This window comes from Azotobacter beijerinckii, assembly GCF_900110885.1.
In the GTDB taxonomy this organism is placed as follows: domain Bacteria; phylum Pseudomonadota; class Gammaproteobacteria; order Pseudomonadales; family Pseudomonadaceae; genus Azotobacter; species Azotobacter beijerinckii.
Genome location: NZ_FOFJ01000007.1, coordinates 47,479 through 67,592, shown reverse-complemented (window position 1 = coordinate 67,592; position 20,114 = coordinate 47,479). Strand labels below are relative to the sequence as shown.

The 20,114-nt window shown below is 70.4% G+C and carries 16 protein-coding genes and 1 pseudogene; 10 read left to right on the top strand and 7 right to left on the bottom strand.

Features of this window, described 5'->3' with window-relative positions:
• Nucleotides 1–21 precede the first annotated feature (21 nt).
• The gene (locus tag BMY22_RS05545; RefSeq protein ID WP_090620206.1) at nucleotides 22–1,416 is read right to left on the bottom strand and encodes a cytochrome B6; all 1,395 of its coding nucleotides are present in this window, start codon (nucleotides 1,414–1,416) and stop codon (nucleotides 22–24) included.
• Nucleotides 1,417–1,532: 116 nt separating this feature from the next.
• Nucleotides 1,533–3,707 carry a YccS family putative transporter gene (yccS, locus tag BMY22_RS05540; RefSeq protein ID WP_090620205.1) on the bottom strand — a complete coding sequence of 725 codons (2,175 nt, stop codon included), beginning with the start codon at nucleotides 3,705–3,707 and terminating at the stop codon, nucleotides 1,533–1,535.
• A gap of 162 nt (nucleotides 3,708–3,869) precedes the next feature.
• On the opposite strand from yccS, the gene BMY22_RS05535 reads away from it, so the two are divergent.
• The 7 genes from BMY22_RS05535 (at nucleotide 3,870) to BMY22_RS05505 (ending at nucleotide 9,770) form a co-directional block, all read left to right on the top strand.
• Nucleotides 3,870–5,249 carry an NfeD family protein gene (locus BMY22_RS05535; protein WP_090620203.1) on the top strand — a complete coding sequence of 460 codons (1,380 nt, stop codon included), beginning with the start codon at nucleotides 3,870–3,872 and terminating at the stop codon, nucleotides 5,247–5,249.
• A 1-nt stretch (nucleotide 5,250) separates the two neighbouring features.
• Nucleotides 5,251–6,009, top strand: coding sequence for a slipin family protein (locus BMY22_RS05530; RefSeq protein WP_090620202.1), 759 nt, complete (start codon nucleotides 5,251–5,253; stop codon nucleotides 6,007–6,009).
• A gap of 86 nt (nucleotides 6,010–6,095) precedes the next feature.
• Nucleotides 6,096–7,217 carry an alanine dehydrogenase gene (gene ald, locus BMY22_RS05525; RefSeq protein WP_090620200.1) on the top strand — a complete coding sequence of 374 codons (1,122 nt, stop codon included), beginning with the start codon at nucleotides 6,096–6,098 and terminating at the stop codon, nucleotides 7,215–7,217.
• A gap of 71 nt (nucleotides 7,218–7,288) precedes the next feature.
• Nucleotides 7,289–7,876, top strand: coding sequence for a TetR/AcrR family transcriptional regulator (locus tag BMY22_RS05520; RefSeq protein WP_090620199.1), 588 nt, complete (start codon nucleotides 7,289–7,291; stop codon nucleotides 7,874–7,876).
• A gap of 47 nt (nucleotides 7,877–7,923) precedes the next feature.
• Nucleotides 7,924–8,610: a glutathione S-transferase family protein gene (locus tag BMY22_RS05515; RefSeq protein WP_244158802.1), complete on the top strand. Its 687-nt coding sequence runs from the start codon at nucleotides 7,924–7,926 to the stop codon at nucleotides 8,608–8,610.
• Between the two features lie 13 nt (nucleotides 8,611–8,623).
• Nucleotides 8,624–9,313 (top strand): glutathione S-transferase N-terminal domain-containing protein, encoded by a 690-nt coding sequence (locus BMY22_RS05510; protein ID WP_090620197.1) that lies wholly within the window; start codon nucleotides 8,624–8,626, stop codon nucleotides 9,311–9,313.
• 211 nt (nucleotides 9,314–9,524) lie between these two features.
• Nucleotides 9,525–9,770, top strand: coding sequence for a DUF6566 family protein (locus BMY22_RS05505; RefSeq protein ID WP_090620196.1), 246 nt, complete (start codon nucleotides 9,525–9,527; stop codon nucleotides 9,768–9,770).
• 439 nt (nucleotides 9,771–10,209) lie between these two features.
• Here BMY22_RS05505 and BMY22_RS05500 read toward each other — a convergent pair whose 3' ends face one another.
• Both BMY22_RS05500 and mdtD read right to left on the bottom strand, forming a co-directional pair.
• Nucleotides 10,210–12,084, bottom strand: a complete 1,875-nt coding sequence (locus BMY22_RS05500; RefSeq protein WP_090620194.1) for a diguanylate cyclase — start codon at nucleotides 12,082–12,084, stop codon at nucleotides 10,210–10,212.
• A gap of 186 nt (nucleotides 12,085–12,270) precedes the next feature.
• Nucleotides 12,271–13,695, bottom strand: a complete 1,425-nt coding sequence (gene mdtD, locus BMY22_RS05495) for a multidrug transporter subunit MdtD (protein ID WP_090620193.1) — start codon at nucleotides 13,693–13,695, stop codon at nucleotides 12,271–12,273.
• Nucleotides 13,696–13,875: 180 nt separating this feature from the next.
• On the opposite strand from mdtD, the gene BMY22_RS05490 reads away from it, so the two are divergent.
• The 3 genes and pseudogenes from BMY22_RS05490 (at nucleotide 13,876) to BMY22_RS05480 (ending at nucleotide 16,293) form a co-directional block, all read left to right on the top strand.
• Nucleotides 13,876–14,181, top strand: a complete 306-nt coding sequence (locus tag BMY22_RS05490) for a hypothetical protein (RefSeq protein ID WP_090620191.1) — start codon at nucleotides 13,876–13,878, stop codon at nucleotides 14,179–14,181.
• Nucleotides 14,182–14,212: 31 nt separating this feature from the next.
• Nucleotides 14,213–14,974, top strand: a complete 762-nt coding sequence (locus BMY22_RS05485; protein WP_279626347.1) for a TraX family protein — start codon at nucleotides 14,213–14,215, stop codon at nucleotides 14,972–14,974.
• A gap of 341 nt (nucleotides 14,975–15,315) precedes the next feature.
• Nucleotides 15,316–16,293 (top strand): annotated as a pseudogene (locus BMY22_RS05480) (Bug family tripartite tricarboxylate transporter substrate binding protein).
• A gap of 37 nt (nucleotides 16,294–16,330) precedes the next feature.
• Here the strand turns inward: BMY22_RS05480 and BMY22_RS05475 are convergent.
• The 3 genes from BMY22_RS05475 to BMY22_RS05465 form a co-directional block, all read right to left on the bottom strand.
• Nucleotides 16,331–17,218: an acyltransferase gene (locus BMY22_RS05475; RefSeq protein ID WP_090620188.1), complete on the bottom strand. Its 888-nt coding sequence runs from the start codon at nucleotides 17,216–17,218 to the stop codon at nucleotides 16,331–16,333.
• A 70-nt stretch (nucleotides 17,219–17,288) separates the two neighbouring features.
• Nucleotides 17,289–18,011, bottom strand: a complete 723-nt coding sequence (locus tag BMY22_RS05470; RefSeq protein ID WP_090620187.1) for a 3'-5' exonuclease — start codon at nucleotides 18,009–18,011, stop codon at nucleotides 17,289–17,291.
• Complete coding sequence (locus BMY22_RS05465) at nucleotides 18,008–19,942, bottom strand: putative nucleotidyltransferase substrate binding domain-containing protein (RefSeq protein WP_090620185.1); 1,935 nt, start codon at nucleotides 19,940–19,942, stop codon at nucleotides 18,008–18,010. The genes BMY22_RS05470 and BMY22_RS05465 overlap by 4 nt, the downstream gene beginning before the upstream one ends.
• Nucleotides 19,943–20,114 lie beyond the last annotated feature (172 nt).

Sequence of the window (20,114 nt, the reverse complement as noted above, 5' to 3'; positions counted from 1 at the left end):
CGGCCAGGTCGGTCGGGATGCTCAGAGCGTGCGCAGGAAGGCCACCAGGTCGGCCTTTTCCTCGGCGCTCAGGCCGCGTTGCAGCACCAGATTGAAGAACTCCACGGTGTCGTCCAGGGTCAGCAGGCGGTCGTCGTGCAGGTACGGCGGCGAGTCCTTGATGCCGCGCAGCGGGAAGGTCTTGATCGGCCCGTCGGCCTTGGCCAGGCGGCCGTTGACGGTCTGCGGATCGAAGAAGCGTTCGACCTGCAGGTTGTGCATGGTGTTGTCGGTGAAGTAGGGCGGGGTGTGGCAGCCGGCGCAGGCGGCCTTGCCGTAGAACAGCGCTTCGCCGCGCAGTTCCTGCTCGCTGGCCTTGCCCTTGATCAGCCGCCCCTCGACGTCCAGCTTGGGCGCCGGCGGGAAGTCCAGCAGGGCCTGGAGTTCGCCCATGAAGTGTACCTGGCTGCCGCGCTCGAGGATGTTCACCCCCTTCTTGGTGGCGGTCACCGGGTCGCCGTCGAAGTAGGCGGCGCGCTGCTCGAACTCGGTGAAGTCCTCCACCGACTTCAGCGCGCGTTGCGAGCCGAACAGCCGCTGGACGTTCACCCCGCGCAGCGACGGGGTGTCGATGCGGTGGCGCAGCTCCTGCGGGCGGATGTCGCCGGCCAGGTGGGTCGCCGCCGTGGTGTGGCCGTTGGCATGGCAGTCCAGGCAGGCCACGCCGCGGTGCGGCCGTTCGCTGCGGCGGTCCTCGGTCTGGTTGAACTGCTGCTGCGGGAAGGGCGTGACCAACAGGCGCAGGCCCTCGATCTGCTTGGGATTGAGGATGCCGTTGAACAGCGCGTAGTAGTTGTCGATGGTCACCAGCTTGCCCTGGGAAACGTCGCCGAGGTCGGGCCGGGTGGTGAGGAAGATCGGCGCCGGGAATTCCGGCAGGAAGTGGTCGGGCAGGTCGAAGTCCAGGTCGAAGCGGGTCAGGTCGCGCTGCTCCTGCTTGTTGACCTCGTCGATGAGGAACCGCGGGAAGACCATGCCGCCTTCGCCGTGGTTGGGGTGGGGCAGAGGCAGGAAGCCGGCGGGGAAGAGCTTCTTCTGGCGGATCTCCTCGGGGCTCATCCTGCCCAGCTGGTCCCAGTCGGTGCCGCCTGCCAGCCTGACCCGCACGCCGCCCTGCACCGGCTTGCCGCGGCTCATGGCGACGCCCTGGACGGGCTTGTCGGCGAGGTCGTAGCGATCCTCCAGCAGCGCCTTCTGCTTCTGCATGATCCCGGCCTTGGCGGCCGCCATGCGTTTCAGGGTGGTCTGGAAATCTTCCTTGATCGCTACCGGGCTGTAGCTGGTCGGCTGCTCGGCCGCGCTGCCGCTACCGGCGCTGGCGGCCAGAGCCAAGGCGAAGGGGATCGCCAGGCCCGCCTTCACTGCTGGTCTGCTCATGGGTGCCTCCACACGATGGATTTCCCGAGGGAACAGCAACAGGTATAGACGAGCGCGCCGGGGAAGGCGAAAGGCCGGGGCGGAGCGACGGCAGGGGATTGCCCCGCCGTCGCCGCTCAGGCTGCCGGGTTCTGCTGCAGGTGCGCGGCGAGGCCGCGCAGCGGACCCAACTGGCCGGCGATCAGCGCCAGCTGGCTCTGCACCAGGCGCAGGCGGTCGTCCTGCTCCTCGGGCAGCTGTTCGAGGGTCTGGGCCAGGGCCTGCTCGGTCGTGCCGTCGACGGTCACCGGGCGGTTCCCGGCGAGTTCCCGGGCGATCCCCTCGAGACTGCCGGCGAGGCGCTCGGCGGCCTCGTCGAGCGGCGGGCGGCCGTCCGTCTCGGGCAGCCGCTCGCGGTGCGCGCCGAGCGCCGAGAGGTGGCCGAGCAGGGTGTGGGAGAGGATCAGGAAGCGGAAGCCGAGGTCCGTGTCGCGGCGGAAGTGGCCGGGCTCCAGGAGCATCCCGGAGAGGGTCGAGGAGAGCGCCGCGTCGGCGTTGTGCGCATGGCGCCGGGCCAGGCGGTAGGCGAGGTCGTCGGACTTGCCGCTGCGGTACTGTTGCATCAGCTGGCGCAGGTAGCGGGCGTTGCAGGTCAGGGTGTTGGCCAGTACCTGGTTGAGCTGGCGGTTCTGCCAGTCGGGGAGGATCAGGAACACCGCGAGGCCGGCGATCAGGCTGCCGAGCAGGGTATCGACCAGGCGCGGCCAGATCAGCCCGTAGCTGTCGCCGGTCTGGTTGAAGCAGGACAGTACCAGCAGGGTGATCGCCGCGGTGGCCAGGGTGTAGTGGCTGGCGCGGGTGGCGAAGAACACCACCCCGGCGATCACCGCGAACAGCGACTGCACCAGCAGGCTGGGGAACAGCGCGAACAGCACCCAGCCGGCCAGCAGGCCGAACACCGTGCCGGCGATGCGCTGGCTGACCCGGCGGCGGGTGGCGCCGAAGTTGGGCTGGCAGACGAACAGGGTGGTCAGGAGGATCCAGTAGCCCTGGCTGGGGTGGATCAGGTGCAGCAGGCCGTAGCCGGCGGAGAGCGCCGCGGCCAGGCGCAGGGCGTGGCGGAACGGCCGCGAAGCCGGGGTCAGCTGCTGGCGCAGGCGGTCCAGGGCCTCGCCGAGCGACTGCGGCTCGCGGTCGAGCAGGCTGCTGTCCTGGGCTTCGGCGAGGGCGTCGGGGTTGCGCGCATCGTGCAGCAGGCGGTCGATGTGGGCGAGGTTGTCGGCCAGTGCATCGAGCGAGCGCAGCAGCTTGCGCCAGGCCGGGTTGCTCTGCAGGTGCAGATGCGCCAGCGAGGTCTGCAGGTCGTCGAGGGCCGGGGTCTGGTCGAGGTAGTCGAACGGCTGGCGCAGTTCGATGGCCTGCGCCAGGGCCAGGCAGGACTTGCCCTGCTGGCGTATCACCCGGCGGCAGCGGAACAGCACGTCGCTGTGGAAGAAGGCCTCGGCCAGGGCGTTGTAGGGATAGTGCGAGGAGCTGGCACGCTCGTGGAGGTCCTGGGCGAGGAAGTACAGCTTCAGGTAGCGGTTGACCTCCGGCGTCGGCCGGCCGTTGGCGACCCGGTGCAGGATGATTTCCTTGGCGGCGTTCAGCGCCGCCACCACCTGGCCGTTGCGCTGGACCAGGGCCAGGCGCCGGCTCTCCACGTCGAGGGGGCGCACCGGCTCGAACAACGACGCCTTGAGCTTCAGGTACTCGCCCAGCTCGCGGAACACCCGGGCCAGGCTCTGCTGGACCGGCTGGGTGCTGAACAGCGCCTGCCAGATCACCGAGAGCGCGCCGTACCAGGCGGCGCCGGCGACCAGCACCAGGGGTTCCCGCCACAGGTCGAGCGGCGGCCCGCCGCGCTGGTCGATGCCGATCATGGTGTAGATCGACAGGATCAGCGTGCCCGAGGCGATGGTGGCATAACGCTCGCCCAGCGCCCCGAGCATGGTCAGGCCGAAGCTGGACAGCGCCAGGGCGGCGACGAAGCGCCAGGGATAGGGGAACAGCAGTTCGACGGCGAAGGCCGCCGCGGCGAAGCACGCCAGGGTCACCAGCAGCGCCTGCAGCCGGCCCTCCCAGCTGTCGTCGGTTTCCGCCAGGGCGCTGGCGATGATGCCGAGGAACAGCGGGACGAGCAGGTCCATGCGCTCCAGGGCCCAGCACAGGGCCATGCTGCCGGTGAGGGCGATGAACACCCGCAGGCTGTAGCCGAAGATGTGGTGGGCCCAGAGCTGGCGAAAGGGTTGGCTGAGGGAGGTCGAGGGCATGGGAGCGGCCGGGTGGTGGGGGCGGTCCATTGTAGACAGCGAGGCGGCGGGACGGGAGGCCTCGGCCCGTATCCCCTTCCTGCCGAATCGGCACCGTCCCCAGACCGCGCTTCTCCTCGTCTATCCTTTGTGCATCGCCTATCCACGTCTGCCGGGGAAACCATGCCCGCTCCCGCCCGTTGCCTGTGCCGGGCCCTTGCGCTGCTGCTGCTCGCCGCCCTGCCGGTGCTCGCCGCACCGCCGCCGGTCGCGGTGCTGGCGGTGGACGGGGCGATCGGGCCGGCCAGCGCCGACTACCTGGTCCGCGGCCTGGCCCGCGCCGCGGAGGAGGGCGCGCAGCTGGTGGTGCTGCGCATCGACACCCCCGGCGGGCTGGACACCTCGATGCGCGCGATCATCAAGGCGATCCTCGCTAGCCCCGTGCCGGTGGCCAGCTACGTCGCGCCGAGCGGCGCGCGGGCGGCCAGCGCCGGCACCTACATCCTCTACGCCAGCCATGTCGCCGCGATGGCCCCGGGCACCAACCTCGGCGCGGCGACGCCGGTGCAGATCGGCGGCCTGCCCGGCCTGCCGCCACCGCCGGACGACCCGCGGGCGAAGGGAAAGGGCCCACTGCCGCCCGAACCCGCCGACGCCCTGGGCCGCAAGCAGATCAACGACGCCGCCGCCTACATCCGCGGCCTCGCCCAGCTGCGCGGGCGCAACGCCGACTGGGCCGAGCGGGCGGTGCGCGAGGCGGTCAGCCTGTCCGCCCGCGAGGCCCTCGGACTCGGGGTGATCGACCACCTCGCCGTCGACCTGCCGGATCTCCTCCGCCAGCTCGACGGCAAATCCTTCGCCGTGGCCGGCGGCACGGCGACGCTGCACACCGCCGGCGCCGCGGCGGTCCTGCACGAGCCGGACTGGCGTACCCGAACCCTGGCGGTGATCGCCAATCCCAGCGTGGCGCTGATCCTGATGATGCTCGGCGTCTACGGGCTGTTCTTCGAGTTCTCCAACCCCGGCATCGGGCTCGGCGGCGTGCTCGGCGGGATCTGCCTGGTGCTCGCCCTCTACGCCCTGCAGCTGTTGCCGGTGAGCTACGCCGGCGCCGGGCTGATCCTGCTCGGCGTCGTCTTCATGACCGCCGAGGCCTTCCTGCCCAGCTTCGGCGTGCTCGGCATCGGCGGCGTGGTGGCCTTCGTCATCGGCGCGCTGATCCTGATCGACACCGAGGTGCCCGGCTTCGGCATTCCGCTGCCGCTGATCCTGACCCTGGCGGTGGTCAGCGCCGGGCTGATCGCCTTCATCGTCGGCATGGCGCTGAAGGCACGCCACCGTGCGCTGCAAAGCGGCGACGCCGGGCTGGTCGGCAGCCTGACGGCGGTGATCGCGGTCGAGGCCGGCGACCCGCTGGCCGGCTGGGTGCAATTGCAGGGCGAGCGCTGGCAGGTGCGCAGCCCGGCGCCGCTGAAGCCCGGCCAGGCGGTCCGGGTGGTGGCCCGCCAGGGGCTGCTGCTGGACGTCGCAGTGGCCGAGCGACCCACTCCACAAGGGGACTGACATGGGCTTCGAACTGAGTTTCGGTTTCGTCCTGGCACTGCTGGTGATCGTGCTGCTGTCGGCGTTTCGCATCCTGCGCGAGTACGAGCGCGGCGTGGTGTTCCAGCTCGGACGCTTCTGGAAGGTCAAGGGGCCGGGGCTGATCGTCCTCGTGCCGGGCATCCAGCAGATGGTGCGGGTCGACCTGCGGACCATCGTGCTCGACGTGCCGACCCAGGACGTGATCTCCCGCGACAACGTTTCGGTGAAGGTCAACGCGGTGCTTTACTACCGGGTGCTTGATCCGCAGAAGGCGATCATCCAGGTCGAGGACTACCACGCGGCGACCAGCCAGCTGGCGCAGACCACCCTGCGCGCGGTGCTCGGCAAGCACGAGCTGGACGACATGCTCGCCGAGCGCGAGAAGCTCAACAGCGACATCCAGCAGGTGCTCGACGCGCAGACCGACGCCTGGGGCATCAAGGTCGCCAACGTGGAGATCAAGCACGTCGATCTCGACGAGTCGATGATCCGCGCCATCGCCAAGCAGGCCGAGGCCGAGCGCGAGCGGCGGGCCAAGGTGATCCACGCCGAGGGCGAGCTGCAGGCCTCGGAAAAGCTCATGCAGGCCGCCGAGATGCTCGGCCGCCAGAGCGGCGCCATGCAGCTGCGCTACATGCAGACCCTCGGCGCGATCGCCGGCGACAAGAGCTCGACCATCGTCTTCCCGATGCCCATCGACCTGCTGACGCTGCTCGGGGAGCGGGAGAAGAAGGACTGAATCGCTCGGGGCTCCCGCGCGCCGGGCGCCAGCCCCGTATCCAGCGGAAGGATCACCGACATCGCCCGCCGGGCGAGGAGGTTGCCATGCGCATCGGAGTACCCAGGGAACTCAAGAACCACGAACACCGGGTCGGCCTGACGCCGTCCTCGGTGGCCGAACTGACCGCCCTCGGCCACGAGGTCTGGGTCGAGCGCCAGGCCGGCGCCGCGATCGGCTTCGCCGACGCCGACTACCGGGCCGCCGGGGCGTATCTGGCCGCGGACGGCGCGACGCTCTACGAGGCCGCCGAGCTGATCGTCAAGGTCAAGGAGCCGCTGCCCGAGGAGCGCGCCCGCCTGCGCCCGCACCATACCCTGTTCGCCTACCTGCACCTGGCCCCGGACCGGGCGCAGACCGACGACCTGCTGGCCAGCGGCGCCACCTGCATCGCCTACGAGACGGTCAGCGACGCCCAGGGCCGCCTGCCGCTGCTGGCGCCGATGTCCGAGGTCGCCGGACGGATGGCGATCCAGGCCGGCGCCCACTGCCTGGAAACCGCCCAGGGCGGGCGCGGCATGCTGCTCGGCGGAGTGCCCGGCGTGCCGGCCGGCAAGGTGACGATCCTCGGCGGCGGGGTGGTGGGCAGCCAGGCGGTGGCGATGGCCGTCGGTCTGGGCGCGGACGTCACCGTGCTCGACCGCAGCCTGGATGCCCTGCGCCGGCTCGACGGCCGCTACGGCAACCGCATCGCCACCCTCCTCGCGACCGGTGCGGCGGTTCGCGAACAGGTGCTGGCCGCGGACCTGGTGATCGGCGCGGTGCTGATCCCCGGCGCGGCGGCACCCCGGCTGATCAGTGCGGAGATGGTCGCGCGGATGAAGCCCGGCGCGGTGCTGGTGGATGTGGCCATCGACCAGGGCGGCTGCGCCGAGACCTCGCGCCCGACCACCCACGACGAGCCGACCTACCTGCTCGACGGGGTGGTGCACTACTGCGTGGCCAACATGCCCGGCGCGGTGGCGCGCACCTCGACCCTGGCGCTGAACAACGCGACCCTGCCGTTCGTCGTCGCCCTGGCGGAGAAGGGCGTGCGCCGCGCTTTGGAAGAGGACCCGCACCTGCGCGGCGGTCTCAGTGTGGCCCGCGGCCAGCTCGCCTGCGCCAGCGTGGCCGAGGCCCACGGCCTGCCGTACCGCAGTGCCGCCGAGCTGCTGGCCGCGCTGTGAGCGGCGGTGTTCCACCCTGGCCGCGCAGACCGCCGATTGACTTGTGAACCGTTCGGTCCTAAATTCGCCCGATGAGCCGTGGACGTCCCCGTACCTTCGATCCGGAGCAGTTGCTCGACCAGGCCATGCAGGTGTTCTGGCAGCGCGGCTATGAAGCCACCTCGCTGCAGGACCTGCTGGCGGCGACCGGCCTGTCGAAGAGCAGCCTGTACCAGAGCTATCCGAGCAAGCGCGCGCTGTTCGAGGCGGCGCTGCGCCACTACTGCGTCCAGCGCCGCCGCGAGCTGCGCGAACGGCTGCAGGCGGCGCCCTCGCCGCGCGAATTCCTCCGCGCCTGGCTGCTCGGCGCCCTGGAGGAGGAGCGTGTCGGCGAGACGCCGCGCGGCTGCATGCTGGTCAACGTGGCCAGCGAGTTCTCCCAGGCCGACCCAGAGATCGCCGCCTTGCTGCGCAGCGGCATCGAGGGGCTGCGTCAGCTGCTGGGCGAGGCCCTGCAGCGCGCCCAGGCCTGCGGCGAGCTGGAGGCGAACGCCGATGTGCCGGTGCTGGCCGGCTATCTGCTGTGCGTGATGAGCGGTCTGCGCACCCAACGCAAGGCGGGGGCCTCGGCGGAGATGCTGCAGGCGGCGATCGAGGTGGCCCTGAGTTGTCTCAGGTGATGGTTTGCCTATTTTTGGACCGAAAAGTCCCAATCAAGGAGATAGAGATGCGCGAACTGTACGAACTCTGCGGGGCGTCCCCCGAGGTGGTGTTTTCCCCATACTGCTGGCGGGTACGCCTGGCCCTGGCGCACAAGGGACTGGATTTCACCAGCCGCCCGGTGCGCGTCACCGACAAGGAGGCCCTGGCCTTCTCCGGCCAGAAGCTGGTGCCGGTGCTGCGCGACGGCGAGACGGTGGTCCACGACAGCCTGGCGATCTTCCGCTACCTGGACGAGCAGTACCCCGAGCGCAGCCTGCTCGGCGGTGCGGTCGGCGAAAGCCGCCTGCGGCTGGTCGACCAACTGATCGCCCAGGACCTGCGCCCGGGGCTGTTCCGCCTGCTGGTGCTGCGCATCCTGACGCTGCTCGACCCGGCCGACCGCGAGCCTTTCCGGCAGAGCCGCGAGAAGAACCTGGGCATGACCCTGGAGGCCTTCGCCGACCGCGAGGCCGGGCAGACGCAGCTGGCGCGGGCGCTGCAGCCGCTGGACGCGCAGCTGGCCGGGCAGCCCTGGCTGGACGGCGCGGAACCGGGCGGCGCCGATTATCTGATCGGCGGCTTCTTCTTCTGGGCCTGGACGCTGGGCGAGCAGCCCTGGCCCGAGGCTTCGCCGGTCGGCGCCTGGTTCCGCCGCCTGCTGGCCTTCTGCGAGGAGCGCCAGGGGCCGGTGCGGCGCGCCGCCGCCGTCTGAGAAGGACCGTCCGATGATCGATCTCTACTACTGGACCACCCCCAACGGCCACAAGATCACGATCTTTCTCGAGGAAACCGGGCTGGACTACCGCCTGCGCCCGGTGCACATCGGCAAGGGCGAGCAGTTCGCCCCCGAGTTCCTGAAGATCGCCCCGAACAACCGGATTCCGGCCATCGTCGACCAGGCTCCGGACGATAGCGGCGAGCCGCTGGCGCTGTTCGAGTCCGGCGCGATCCTCGAATACCTCGCGGACAAGAGCGGGCGCTTCCTGCCCCGTGAAACCCGCCCGCGCTTCCAGGTGCTGCAGTGGCTGTACTGGCAGATGGGCGGGCTGGGGCCGATGGCCGGGCAGAACCACCATTTCGTCCGCTACGCGCCGGAGCCGATTCCCTACGCCATCGAGCGCTACGTGAAGGAAACCGCGCGGCTGTACGGGGTGCTCGACCGCCAGTTGCAGGGTCGCGACTACGTGGCGGGCGACTACTCGATCGCCGACATGGCGATCTACCCCTGGGCCAGGCTCTGGGAGGGCCAGCGCCAGCGCCTCGAGGACTTCCCGAACATGGCCGCCTGGCTCGAGCGCCTCGCCGCGCGGCCGGCGGTGCAGCGCGCCTACGCCCTGGCCGAGCAGGTCAGCGCCGACCCCGGCGCGCTGCTCACCGCCGAGGCGCGCCGGCTGCTGTTCGGCCAGGAGCGCTGAGGAGCGCGGAAACCAGGAGAAGGCCCACGGCGCGCTGGGCGTTCACGCGGTGGGTTTTCCCGGTCGATCCCGCTGGCCGGGGAGGCCGCCGGCGTGCTTGCCGGCGACGCACTTGCCGCGAAAATCCACTTGGGGCAGGATCTTCCCCGCTGTTGCTGCAAGTGCCTATCCGCCCGTTTCGACGGGCCAACATCACTATCACGGAGACAATATGAATAATAAGGGTGCCGATGTTGCTATCTACGTGCAGGAGTACAAGGGGTTCGATATGGCCGTCGAGCCGTACCGCTCCGCGCTGGGCAGGCCGTGGACCATCCGAGCCAGCGTGCGTCGCGACAAGGAAGTGTTCACCTCCAGAAAGACCGATATAGATCAGTCCTGGGATGGCCTCGATGCGGCTCGCGAAGCCGGGTTCCGGCATTGCCGAACCCTCATCGACCGGCTGGCCGCGAACTGACGACGGATATTCCTTGCTGCCATCCCCATCGGCTTCGCGCACGATGACCTGGAGCCTGACCGCGGTCGCCCGGCCGATGGTCGCCCAGGCGAGGTTGACAGCACTTTCCCCCGGCCCCGGTTCCGTCGACGCATCGGCGTAACCGCAGCATAACGGCCGCGAAGGCCAGCATTTCCCCGAAATGACTGGCCTTCTTTTCGTAGCGCGCAGCGTCCTCCGATCCTCTTGCCTCAACGGCGCCTAGAGCATTTTCACCCTATTCGGATTCGCCTTTTGGGGGCGATCAGGATAACGACATGCGTGGATGGCCGCTCCGTAGGTCGGGTTAGCGTAGCGTAACCCGACAGCTTGCCCGGCATTGCCTGTCGCGTCGGGTTACGCCCTACGGGCTAACCCGACCTACAGTTGCAGCAGTGATTCGGTATTTCATGAGAATGCTCTAGCTCACCGGCCGGTACGTCGGATCGAGCGGGGGCAGGCCGCTGTCGGCCTGGTGGATGCGGCTGCGCCCGCCGGTCTTGGCCCGGTACATCGCCTGGTCGGCCTCGCGCAGCAGGGTTTCGCAGCTCTGCCCGTGGCAGATGCTGATGCCGATGCTGGCGCTCAGGCCGACCTGCAGCTCGCCCAGTTGCATGGGCTGGCCGAGCGCGTGGAGGATGCGCTCGGCCAGGGTGCGGGCCTGTTCCTCGGAACCGATGGCCTCGCAGACCAGCACGAACTCGTCGCCGCCCAGCCGGGCCACCAGGTCGGTGGCGCGGGCGCTGGCCTGCAGGCGGACGGCGACCTGCAGCAGCAACTGGTCGCCGGCGGCATGGCCGTGGCGGTCGTTGATCGCCTTGAAGCCGTCGAGGTCGATCAGGATCAGGGCGAGCAGTTCCTGCTTGCGCAGAGCGCGCTGCCAGGCCTGGGTCAGGCGCTGGTTCAGCCCGGCGCGGTTGGCCAGGCCGGTGAGCGGGTCCTGCAGGGCCATGGCGCTGAGCCGCGCGTTGGCCTCGGCGAGGGCGGCGGTGCGCTCGGCCACCCGCCGTTCCAGCTGGCGCTCCTGCTCCTGGAGGGCCTGCAGGGCTTCCTGCTGGCTGCGCAGGACGGCGTCGCGGGCCTCCAGCTTGAGGCGCTTGAGTTCGCTCAGGCGCGCCGCCAGGCCGAAGGAGAGCAGCAGCATCTCCAGCGCCGAGCCGAGCTGGACGCTGTAGGCGGTGATCAGGTTGCTCGGCAGCAGGGTGAAGTTGCGCAGCGCCATGAGCAGCGCGCCGGCCATCAGCGCCAGCTCGGCGAGCACGAAGATGCGCGCCCCCGGCAAGCCCCGCAGCAGGCCGGCCAGGCCGCCGCCGAGCAGCAGCAGGATGCCGCCGATGCTGGTCAGCGAGAGCGTCTGCAGCGCCCGGTCGACCGGCAGCAGCAGCGCGGCCAGGGCCACGCCGAAGTGCAGGGTGCAGGCCTGGCCGAGCAGGCGGTGCCAGCGCGGCAGGGCGTGGCGGGTGTCGAGGAACTCGCGGGTGAACAGGGTGCCCATGGCCATGGCGAGGGCCAGAAACAGCGGCAGGGCGCGATTGTCCAGCTCGCTGCCGGCGCTCCACAGGTACTGGGCGCCGAGGCCCGACTGGGCAAGCATGCCACCGCCCAGGCTGGCGGCGAACAGCACGTAGAGCAGGAAGTTGCGCTCGCGCAGGGCGAGGAACAGCAGCAGGTTGTAGCCGCACAGAGCGGCCAGCATGGCGAAATAGCCGGTTTGCAGCATCAGGTTCAGCCGGCTGTGGCGGGCGAAGGCCGCGCTCTCCCAGAGCTGCGCATCCAGGGTCAGGGTGCCGCTCGACTGGGCGCGGAAGAACAGGCTGCGCCGCTCGCCGGGTTCGAGGCGTATGGCGAAGGCCGGCGACAGGTGGGCGCTGCTGCGCTGCTCGACGGGCACCCGGTCGCCGGCCTGCAGGAGCTTGCCGGTCTCGCCGAACAGCTCGATGCGGTCGAGGGAGGGGTAGGCGAACTCGATCTGCCAGTCGCGGGCCTGCGGCGCACGCGACTCGAGCTCCAGGCGCAGCCAGACGACGTCGCGGGTGTAGCCGAAGTTCAGGTCCCGGCGATCCGCCAGCGGGACGAACGGTGCGTCGCCGGCCATGACCTCTTCGATCTGCAGGGTGCCGGTGGGATCGCGCAGCAGGTGCAGGTGGGGACGCAGGTCCAGGTGCCGCTCGCGGCCGTTCAGCGGCAGGCTGGCCGCTCCATCCTGGCCGGCGAGGGCCGGCAGCGCGCCCAGCAGCAAGGCCAGCAGCAGGGTCAGGCGGGCGCCGATCCGCCGGCGAGGGCCCCCCCCGCCCACTTCGTTCGGGGGCTGGCCCCATCGCGCAGACAAAGATATCAACGACTCGCTTCCCTGACCCCTCAAGGGTGTCTCGATCGATCAACCGCCGGATGGCGCACGGGCCCGGGCCTGCGCTCCCGTGAGCCTCGCCGGACCCTCCCAGCAGTGAAGAACGGAACGGCCGATCCCGCCAGCCGCGCGCGGCTAATCCGCCAGCTCGTCCTCGCGGCGCCGTCCGGGGCGGCCGTCCTCGGGGCGCAGCTGGAAGAACAGGGTGGCGCCGAACATCGCCAGCAGGCCGACGCAGACGTAGGTGGTCTGGAAGGCGGCGAGCAGCGAGTCGCCCTGGGCGGCGCCGTCCTCGCTGAAGCCGTTGAGCAGGGCGGCGCCGATGCCCACGCCGAGGCTCATCGACAGCTGGACCACCACCGAGAGCAGGCTGTTGCCGCTGCTGGCGTCGCGGGTGGGCAGGTCGATCAGGGCGACGGCGTTCATCGCCGAGAACTGCAGGGAGTTCACCGCGCCGATCAGCCCCAGGTGGAGGAGCAAGAGCGCATAGGGGGTGCCGCCGTCGACCAGCGCCAGGCTGGCCAGCAGGGCACCGATCAGCAGGGTGTTGCCGACCAGCACCCGGCGGTAGCCGAGGCGGTCGATCAGCCGGGGCGCCAGCGGCTTCATGGCCATCGAACTCAGCGCCACGGGGATCATCGCCATCCCCGCCTTGCTCGGCGAATAGCCCAGGCCCAGTTGCAGCAGCAGCGGGGTGAGGAAGGGCAGGGCGCCGCTGCCCAGGCGGGTGAACAGGTTGCCGAGCACGCCGATGGCGAAGCTGTGGGTGCGGAACAGCCCGGGTGAGAACAGCGGCTCGTCGGCGGAGGTGGCGCGCAGCCAGTAGGCGGCCAGGCAGGCCAGGCCGGCGAGCAGCAGCAGCACGACCCGGGCGTGGGGCAGGCGCAGTTCGCCGAGGCCTTCCAGGGCGATGCTGATCAGCAGCATGGCGGCGCCGAACAGCAGAAAGCCCGGGGTGTCGAAGCGCGTCCGTTGCAGCCCGCGCAGGTCGGGCATCAGGCGCACGGCGATCAGGCAGCCGAGCAGGCCGACCGGCAGGTTGAGCAGGAAGATCCAGTGCCAGCTGGCGTACTCCACCAGCCAGCCGCCCAGCGGCGGTCCGAGCAGCGGGCCGAGCAGCGCGGGCATGGTGACGAAGCCGAGCACCCGCACCAGCTCCGTGCGCGGATAGGCGCGCAGCACCACCAGCCGCCCCACCGGCATCATCAGCGCGCCGCCGAAGCCCTGCAGCACGCGCGCCGCGACCAGTTGCAGCAGCGAGTCGGAGAGCGCGCAGAGCAGCGAGCCGAAGGTGAACAGGAGGATCGAGCCGAGGAACACCCGGCGGGTGCCGAAGCGGTCGGAGATCCACCCGGAGGCCGGCATCAGCACCGCCACGCTGAGCATGTAGGCGATCACCACCGACTGCATGCGCAGCGGGTCCTCGGCCAGGTCGCGGGCCATCGCCGGCAGGGCGGTGTTGAGGATGGTGCCGTCGAGCATCGGCATGAACTGGGCAGTGGCGATGAGCCAGGGCAGCAGGCGGGCGGTGCGGGGAGAGAGCGGCAAGGCAGTGGGCATGGGGTGTCCTGGCTGGAATGCCCGTGCAGTGTAGGGCCTGGGCGAGGATTTCCCCAGCGCGTTGCCCCGCGGCGGACGGCGCGGGCGGCGACCCGTTCCGCCTTGTGCAACCGGCGATGCTCTTCTATGACTTGAAGACCCGCCTCTGCGGGTTTGTCCGAAGAGGAAAGGAGATCAGCGATGCGCCATCTCGCCCTGCCCGTCCTTCTGCTGGCGCTCGCCGGCGTCCTGCCGGCGGTCGCCGGCGAGTGGCCCTCCGGGGCCCGCGAAGCGTTCGTCCGCGACTGTCTGGTCAACGCCAAGGCCCGCCACAAGGAAGGTCCGGCGCGGCATTACTGCGAGTGTTCGGCGGACCGGGTCGCCGCCGAGTTCAGCAGCGCCGAGCTGCTCCATCTGCAGGGCTCGGATGACCAGGTCCCGGCGCCGATGCAGGAGCGTCTGCTCGGCGCGTCCAGCCAGTGCCTGTCGCAGCTCAACCGGCAGTGAGGCCGGAGGGGCCCTCGGGGCACTGCCCGCCTTGAGGCTGGCGGCCGACGCGGAGTGCGCCTCGCGTGCCGTCGGGCAGGCCGCGGCGCGCGAGGCGTCGCTCGACCTGCTCAAGTGGCTGGCGCTCGCGAGCATGCTGCTCGACCATCTGCGCAATGTCTGGCCCGCGCAGATCTGGCTGTACGTGCCGGGACGCCTGGCGTTTCCCTTCTTCTGCCTGATCCTTGCCGCCAACCTGGCCAGGCCCCGCCCCGAGCCGCTGCGCAGGCCCGCCCTGGTGCGCTATCTCGGTTGGTTGCTGGCCTTCGCCCTGCTCTCGGAATGGCCCTACCGGCTGCTGGTCGAGCAGCCGGTCAGCGTCAACGTGCTGCCGACCCTGGCGCTCGGCCTGCTGCTGGCCAATGCCGTGCGCCCGTGCCCGCCGCCGGAGCGCCTGCTCGGCCTCGTCGCGCTGGCGCTGGCCTTCGCGCTGCATGCGCGGCTGATGTTCGGCTTCGGCGGGGTGCTCCTGCCGGCGGCTTTCCTGCTCGCCCTGCGCCGCCCGTCCTGGGGCTGGCTGCCGGCGGGCGTGACCTTGATGGCCAACTACTGGACGGCGCTGTACGTCGAGGCGCTGCTCGGGCGGCTCTTCGCCCAGGCGGTGCTCCTCGCCTGCTTCCTCGCCGCGCCCCTGGGACTCGCCCTGCTGCGCCACCCGCCCGGCTTTCCGGTACCGCCGCTGCGGCGCTGGGTGTACGCCGTCTATCCGCTGCACTTCCTGCTGCTCCACGGCCTGCGCGAGTGGCTGCGTTAATCGAGTGAGTCGTCAACTCGTTGCAACGTTTTCAGGAAAAACAGCTGCTTACTGGGTAATGGAGTTCACTGGCCGAGACACTGCGACAGCAAATAAGCGACAGCTTCCTGAAAGGGCTCTGAAAAACGCTCAAGGACAGTGTTTCAGGTATGGATTCCGACCGCTTCTGTATGAACGCCAGCCCTGCACCGGGCGCCGCCGGGTCGAACCGGCCGCCTCGGTCTTCCCCCGTCCGCTCCATCCCCGTCGCTGCCCGTCCCTGTATCCTGTGCCCGCCGGCATCCGGCCATGTTCCTGCCCGGCCGAGCGCCCGCGCCTGACCCGTACCGGAGGAGATCCTCATGGCCCCACCGATCCTTCGCGCCTTGCTGGCGACCGCCATGCTGTCGTTGTGCAGCGCCCAGGCCGCCGAGCCCGGACCGCCGCAGTGCATCGTTCCCGCGGCGATCGGCGGCGGCTTCGACCTGCTCTGTAAGCTGACGCGCCAGGCGCTGCGGGAGGCCGGGCTGACCCGTCAGCCGATGGATATCGCCTACATGCCGGGCGGGGTCGGCGCGGTGGCCTACAACACCGTCGTCGCCCAGCGGCCGGCCGAGCCCGGCACCCTGGTGGCCTTCTCCAGCGGCTCGCTGCTGAACCTCGCCCTGGGCAAGTTCGGCCGCTTCGACGAAACCGCGGTGCGCTGGCTGGCGATGATCGGCACCAGCTACGGCGCCCTGGCGGTGCGCGCCGATTCGCCCTACAAGACCCTCGACGACCTGCTCGCGGCGCTCCGCAAGGACCCGGATTCGGTGGTCGTCGGCTCGGGCGGCACCGTCGGCAGCCAGGACTGGATGCAGCTCGCCCTGCTCGTCCGGCAGGCCGGCATCGATCCGCACGAGCTGCATTAGATCGCCCTGGAGGGCGGCGGGGAAATCGCCACGGCACTGGCGGCCGGTCATGTACAGGTGGCCAGCACGGACATTTCCAACGCCATGCCGCACCTCAACAGCGGCGCCGTCCGCCTGCTCGCGGTGTTCGCCGAACGGCGCCTGGACGAGCCGGCGATGGCCGCCATCCCGACCGCCCGCGAGCAGGGCTACGACGTGGTCTGGCCGGTACTGCGCGGCTTCTACATGGGGCCGCAGGTGAGCGACGCCGATTACGCCTGGTGGAAGGAGGCCTTCGACCGGCTGCTCGCCTCCGAGGACTTCGCCCGCCTGCGCCAGCGCTATGGGCTGCTGCCCTTCGCGCTGACCGGCCCCGCGCTGGAGGCCCATGTGCACCGGGAGGTCGCCCGCTACCGGGAAATGGCCCGGGACTTCGGCCTGACCCACTGAGCCGGCCTCGCGGGCCGGGGCGACCCCGCCGATGCCCTCACGCCGCGCCGCGCAGCCGGGCGATGCGCGCGTCCTTCTCCTCCCATAGGCGCGACACCCAGTCCTGCACGTACTGGCGAAATTGCGCATCGTCCTGGTAGTCGCCCTGCCAGAGGCGCGGGTCCAGTTCGCGGGTCTGGATGTCGACGATCACCCGCGCCACCTGGCCGCTGATCAGCAGCCAGAAGCCGGGAATGCGCCGGCCGGGATAGACCAGGGTGACGTCCAGCAGCGCGTCCAGCCGGGGGCCGAGGCTGGCGAGGGCGAAGGCCATGCCGCCGGCCTTGGGGCGCAGCAGGTAGCGGTAGGGCGAGGCCTGCTGGGCGTGCTTGAGCGGCGTGAAGCGGGTGCCCTCGAGGTAGTTGACCAGCGTCACCGGGATGTCGCGAAAGCGCGCGCAGGCGCGCCGGGTGATCTCCAGGTCCTCGCCGCGCTTCTCCGGATGGCGTTCCAGGTAGGCCTTGGCGTGGCGCTTCATGAAGGGATAGTCGAGGGCCCAGAAGGCCAGCCCCAGGAGGGGGATCCAGATCAGCTCCTGCTTGAGGAAGAACTTGAAGAAGGGCACCCGGCCGCTGAAGGCTTCCAGCAGCGCGGGGATGTCCACCCAGCTCTGGTGGTTGCACACCAGCAGGTAGGAGCGGTCGCGGCGCAGCCCGGCGCTGCCGCGGATGTCCCAGACGGTGGGGAGGAGCCTGGCGAAGATCCGCTTGCCGATCGTCACCCAGTGCTCGGCGCACCACATCACGCCGCGCCCGCAGGCGGCTCGCAGGCGGCGGCCGGGCAGCAGCAGCCGGAGCAGGGCGAGCAAGAGCAGCGGGACGATCATCAGCAGGGTGTCGATCAGCAGCAGGAGGAGGACGCCGAGGGCGGTGAGCAGCGGACGCATGGGGAATCCCGGTCAAAGAGGCAGGGGCATCATAAATCCGCCGCGGGGCGGCCGCACCTGGCGCCCGGGCTCAGAGCGAGTGGCGGCTGGCGGTGCGCGAGCGCTGCCAGCGGGCGACCCGCTCGCCCAGTTCGGCCACGTTGTCGAGGCCCATGCGCCGGGCGCGGCTGAACAGGATCAGGGCGATCTCGGCGGTGGCCAGGGCGTCGGCCGAGGCGTGGTGGCGCTGGGGCATGTCGAGCCGGAAGTAGTCGATCCAGTGGTCCAGGCCGCCCTGCTGGACGAAGGCCTCGGGAAACAGCATCGGCGCCAGGTCGGCGACGTCGAGGAAGGGGTGGCGCAGCGGGTAGCCCAGCTCGTCCTTCAGCGCGCGGCCCAGCATGCGCTGGTCGAAGGGCGCGTGGAAGGCGAGGAGCACGCCGTCGCCGGCGAACTCCATGAACTGCAGCAGCGCCTCGGCCGGGGCGATGCCGTCGGCCAGGGCGCTGGGGGCGATGCCGTGGATCAGCACGCTTTCGGTGACGGTCTTCAGGCGGCGCTGCAGGGTGCATTCGAACTGGCGGGCCAGGTCGATGGCGTCGTCCTCGATGAGCACGGCGCCGATCGACAGGACGATGTCGCGGTTGACGTTGAGGCCGGTGGTTTCCAGGTCGAGCACCACGAAGCGCTGGCTGCGCAGGGGGCGGCTGTCCAGGTGCGGCGCGCCCGGCAGGCGGCGCAGGCGGCGCCGCTGGTCGTCGTCGAGCGGCAACCTGGCCGAGCCCAGGGAGGACAGGAAGGCGAACGGGTTCATAGTTGGTATCGCATGCCCAAGCGGCTCTGCAGGCGCTGCGCCTGGCGGAAGGACTCCCGCAGTATGCGCTGGTCGAGGCTGTTGAGGGTATCGGGGTCGAGGCGGTTGCCGAACGTGCGGCCTTCGCGCTGCTGGCGCTGGTGATGCTGCATGCGGATCAGCTGGATGAAGTGGTAGGCCTCCTCGTAGGACGCCGCGTCCTTGGCCTCGATCACCCCCTTCGCCGCCAGCTGGCGGAAGCGTTCGAGGGTGTTGCTCTCGCGGATGCCGTTGGCCAGGGCGAGGATGCGCGCGCCGTCGACGAAGGGCGTCAGGCCCTCCACCTTGAGGTCCAGGGTGTCCTTCTCCGCGCCGCGGCTGGCCACCACGAAGTCGCGGAAGCGCCCGATCGGCGGACGGTGCTGCATGGCGTTGCTGGCCATCAGGCGCTGGAACAGCGGGCTGTCGGCGATCGTCTCCAGCAGGCCGTCGGCGAGCTCCCGACAGCCCTGGGTCGGTCCCCAGACCGCGCGCAGGTCGAAGAAGATCGTCGAGCGCAGCAGGTTCTCGGCGTTCGGCGAGTGGATGATCCCGGCGAAGCGGCGCGTCCATTCCTGGCGCGACAGGCACAGCTCGGGGTTGCCGGCCATGATGTTGCCCTTGCACAGGGTGAAGCCGCACTGGTCCAGCGCCTGGTTGATCTCGCGCGCCAGCGGCAGCAGGCGCCCGCGGATGGCGTCGGCCGCGGCGGGGCCGTCGGCCTCGAAGAGGATGCCGTTGTCCTGGTCGGTGTGCAGGGTCTGTTCGCGGCGCCCCTCGCTGCCGAACACCAGCCAGGTGAAGGGCACGCCCGGAGCGCCGTGCTTCTCGAGCATCAGCTCGATCACCCGGCACACGGTGTGGTCGTTGAGCTGGGTGATGATGTGGGTCAGCTGCGCCGGGCTGGCGCCGTGGGCGAGCATGCTGTCGATCAGGTGGGCGATGTCGCCGCGCAGGGCGGCCAGGTTTTCCACCCGGGTGGCGCCGCTGATGGTGCGCGCCAGGTGCACCAGGTCGACACGCTGCAGGGAGAACAGGTCGCGCTCGGAAATCACCCCGACCAGGCGGTCGTTCTCCACCACGCAGAGGTGCGCGATGTGCCGTTGGGTCATGGTCAGGGCGGCGTCGAAGGCGGTGGCCGAGGGCGGCAGGCAGGCCGGATCGGGGGTCATCAGCTCCTCCAGCGGCTGCTCGAGGCCGCCGCTGCCGTCGGCGATCACCTGGCGCAGGTCGCGCAGGGTGAAGATGCCGATCGGATACTCGGCCGCATCGATCATCACCAGGCTGCCGACTTGGTGTTCGTTCATCATCCGCACCGCCTCGCGCAGGCTGGTGCCGGCGGTGCAGGCGACCGGGCGGCGCGCCGCCAGCTCGCCGAGGCGGGTATCCAGCGAGTACTGGGCGCCGAGGGCTTCCGCGGCCTTGAGCTGGACCTGCTGGTTGACCAGGTCGAGCAGGCTGCTGACCCCGCGCAGGGCGAAATCGCGGAACGGATCGGAACTGGTCAGCAGCTTGGCGAAGGCCTGGCGCTCGAGGAGCAGGCAGAAGGTGTCCTCGGCGGCGATGTAGTCGGTGCGGGTCGGGCGTTCGCCGACCAGCGCGGCCACCGGGAAGCATTCGCCCGGGGCGATTTCCATGGTGGTGTCGATGCCGTTGCCGGAGAGGCTCGGGCGCTGGCCGAGGACATGGCCCTGCTTGATGATGTGCAGATGCTCGACCCGCCCGTCGGCCGGCTTGACGACGGAGTCGCCCGCCGCATAGAAGCGCAGCCGGCAGTGCTCCACCAGGTAGGCCAGGTGGCCGCTTTCCATCTGGTCGAACGGCGGATACTGGAGGAGGAACTGCATGGTGCCCTGGATGTTCTGCATGACCGCGGTCTTGCCGGTCTCGGCGAAGGCGTCCGTCTTGCTCATCGGTGTTCTCCTTGAGGGGCTGGATGTCCGCCTTCAATTCTGACACGCGAATGGCGGGGCGGCGGCGCGGGCAGGGCCGCGGAGCTTGACGGCGGGCAGGGAAAGCGCGGTTTTTCGGTCGGTGTCGGCGTGCGGGAGGAGGGGTGCGCCGCGCACCCTCCCGCCGGGGAAG

Bases quoted from the DNA above. Each gene is read 5' to 3' on its own strand.
- BMY22_RS05545 (WP_090620206.1), bottom strand. From the start codon at position 1,416: ATGAGCAGACCAGCAGTGAAGGCGGGCCTGGCGATCCCCTTCGCCTTG.
- yccS (WP_090620205.1), bottom strand. From the start codon at position 3,707: ATGCCCTCGACCTCCCTCAGCCAACCCTTTCGCCAGCTCTGGGCCCAC.
- BMY22_RS05535 (WP_090620203.1), top strand. From the start codon at position 3,870: ATGCCCGCTCCCGCCCGTTGCCTGTGCCGGGCCCTTGCGCTGCTGCTG.
- BMY22_RS05530 (WP_090620202.1), top strand. From the start codon at position 5,251: ATGGGCTTCGAACTGAGTTTCGGTTTCGTCCTGGCACTGCTGGTGATC.
- ald (WP_090620200.1), top strand. From the start codon at position 6,096: ATGCGCATCGGAGTACCCAGGGAACTCAAGAACCACGAACACCGGGTC.
- BMY22_RS05520 (WP_090620199.1), top strand. From the start codon at position 7,289: ATGAGCCGTGGACGTCCCCGTACCTTCGATCCGGAGCAGTTGCTCGAC.
- BMY22_RS05515 (WP_244158802.1), top strand. From the start codon at position 7,924: ATGCGCGAACTGTACGAACTCTGCGGGGCGTCCCCCGAGGTGGTGTTT.
- BMY22_RS05510 (WP_090620197.1), top strand. From the start codon at position 8,624: ATGATCGATCTCTACTACTGGACCACCCCCAACGGCCACAAGATCACG.
- BMY22_RS05505 (WP_090620196.1), top strand. From the start codon at position 9,525: ATGAATAATAAGGGTGCCGATGTTGCTATCTACGTGCAGGAGTACAAG.
- mdtD (WP_090620193.1), bottom strand. From the start codon at position 13,695: ATGCCCACTGCCTTGCCGCTCTCTCCCCGCACCGCCCGCCTGCTGCCC.
- BMY22_RS05490 (WP_090620191.1), top strand. From the start codon at position 13,876: ATGCGCCATCTCGCCCTGCCCGTCCTTCTGCTGGCGCTCGCCGGCGTC.
- BMY22_RS05475 (WP_090620188.1), bottom strand. From the start codon at position 17,218: ATGCGTCCGCTGCTCACCGCCCTCGGCGTCCTCCTCCTGCTGCTGATC.
- BMY22_RS05470 (WP_090620187.1), bottom strand. From the start codon at position 18,011: ATGAACCCGTTCGCCTTCCTGTCCTCCCTGGGCTCGGCCAGGTTGCCG.
- BMY22_RS05465 (WP_090620185.1), bottom strand. From the start codon at position 19,942: ATGAGCAAGACGGACGCCTTCGCCGAGACCGGCAAGACCGCGGTCATG.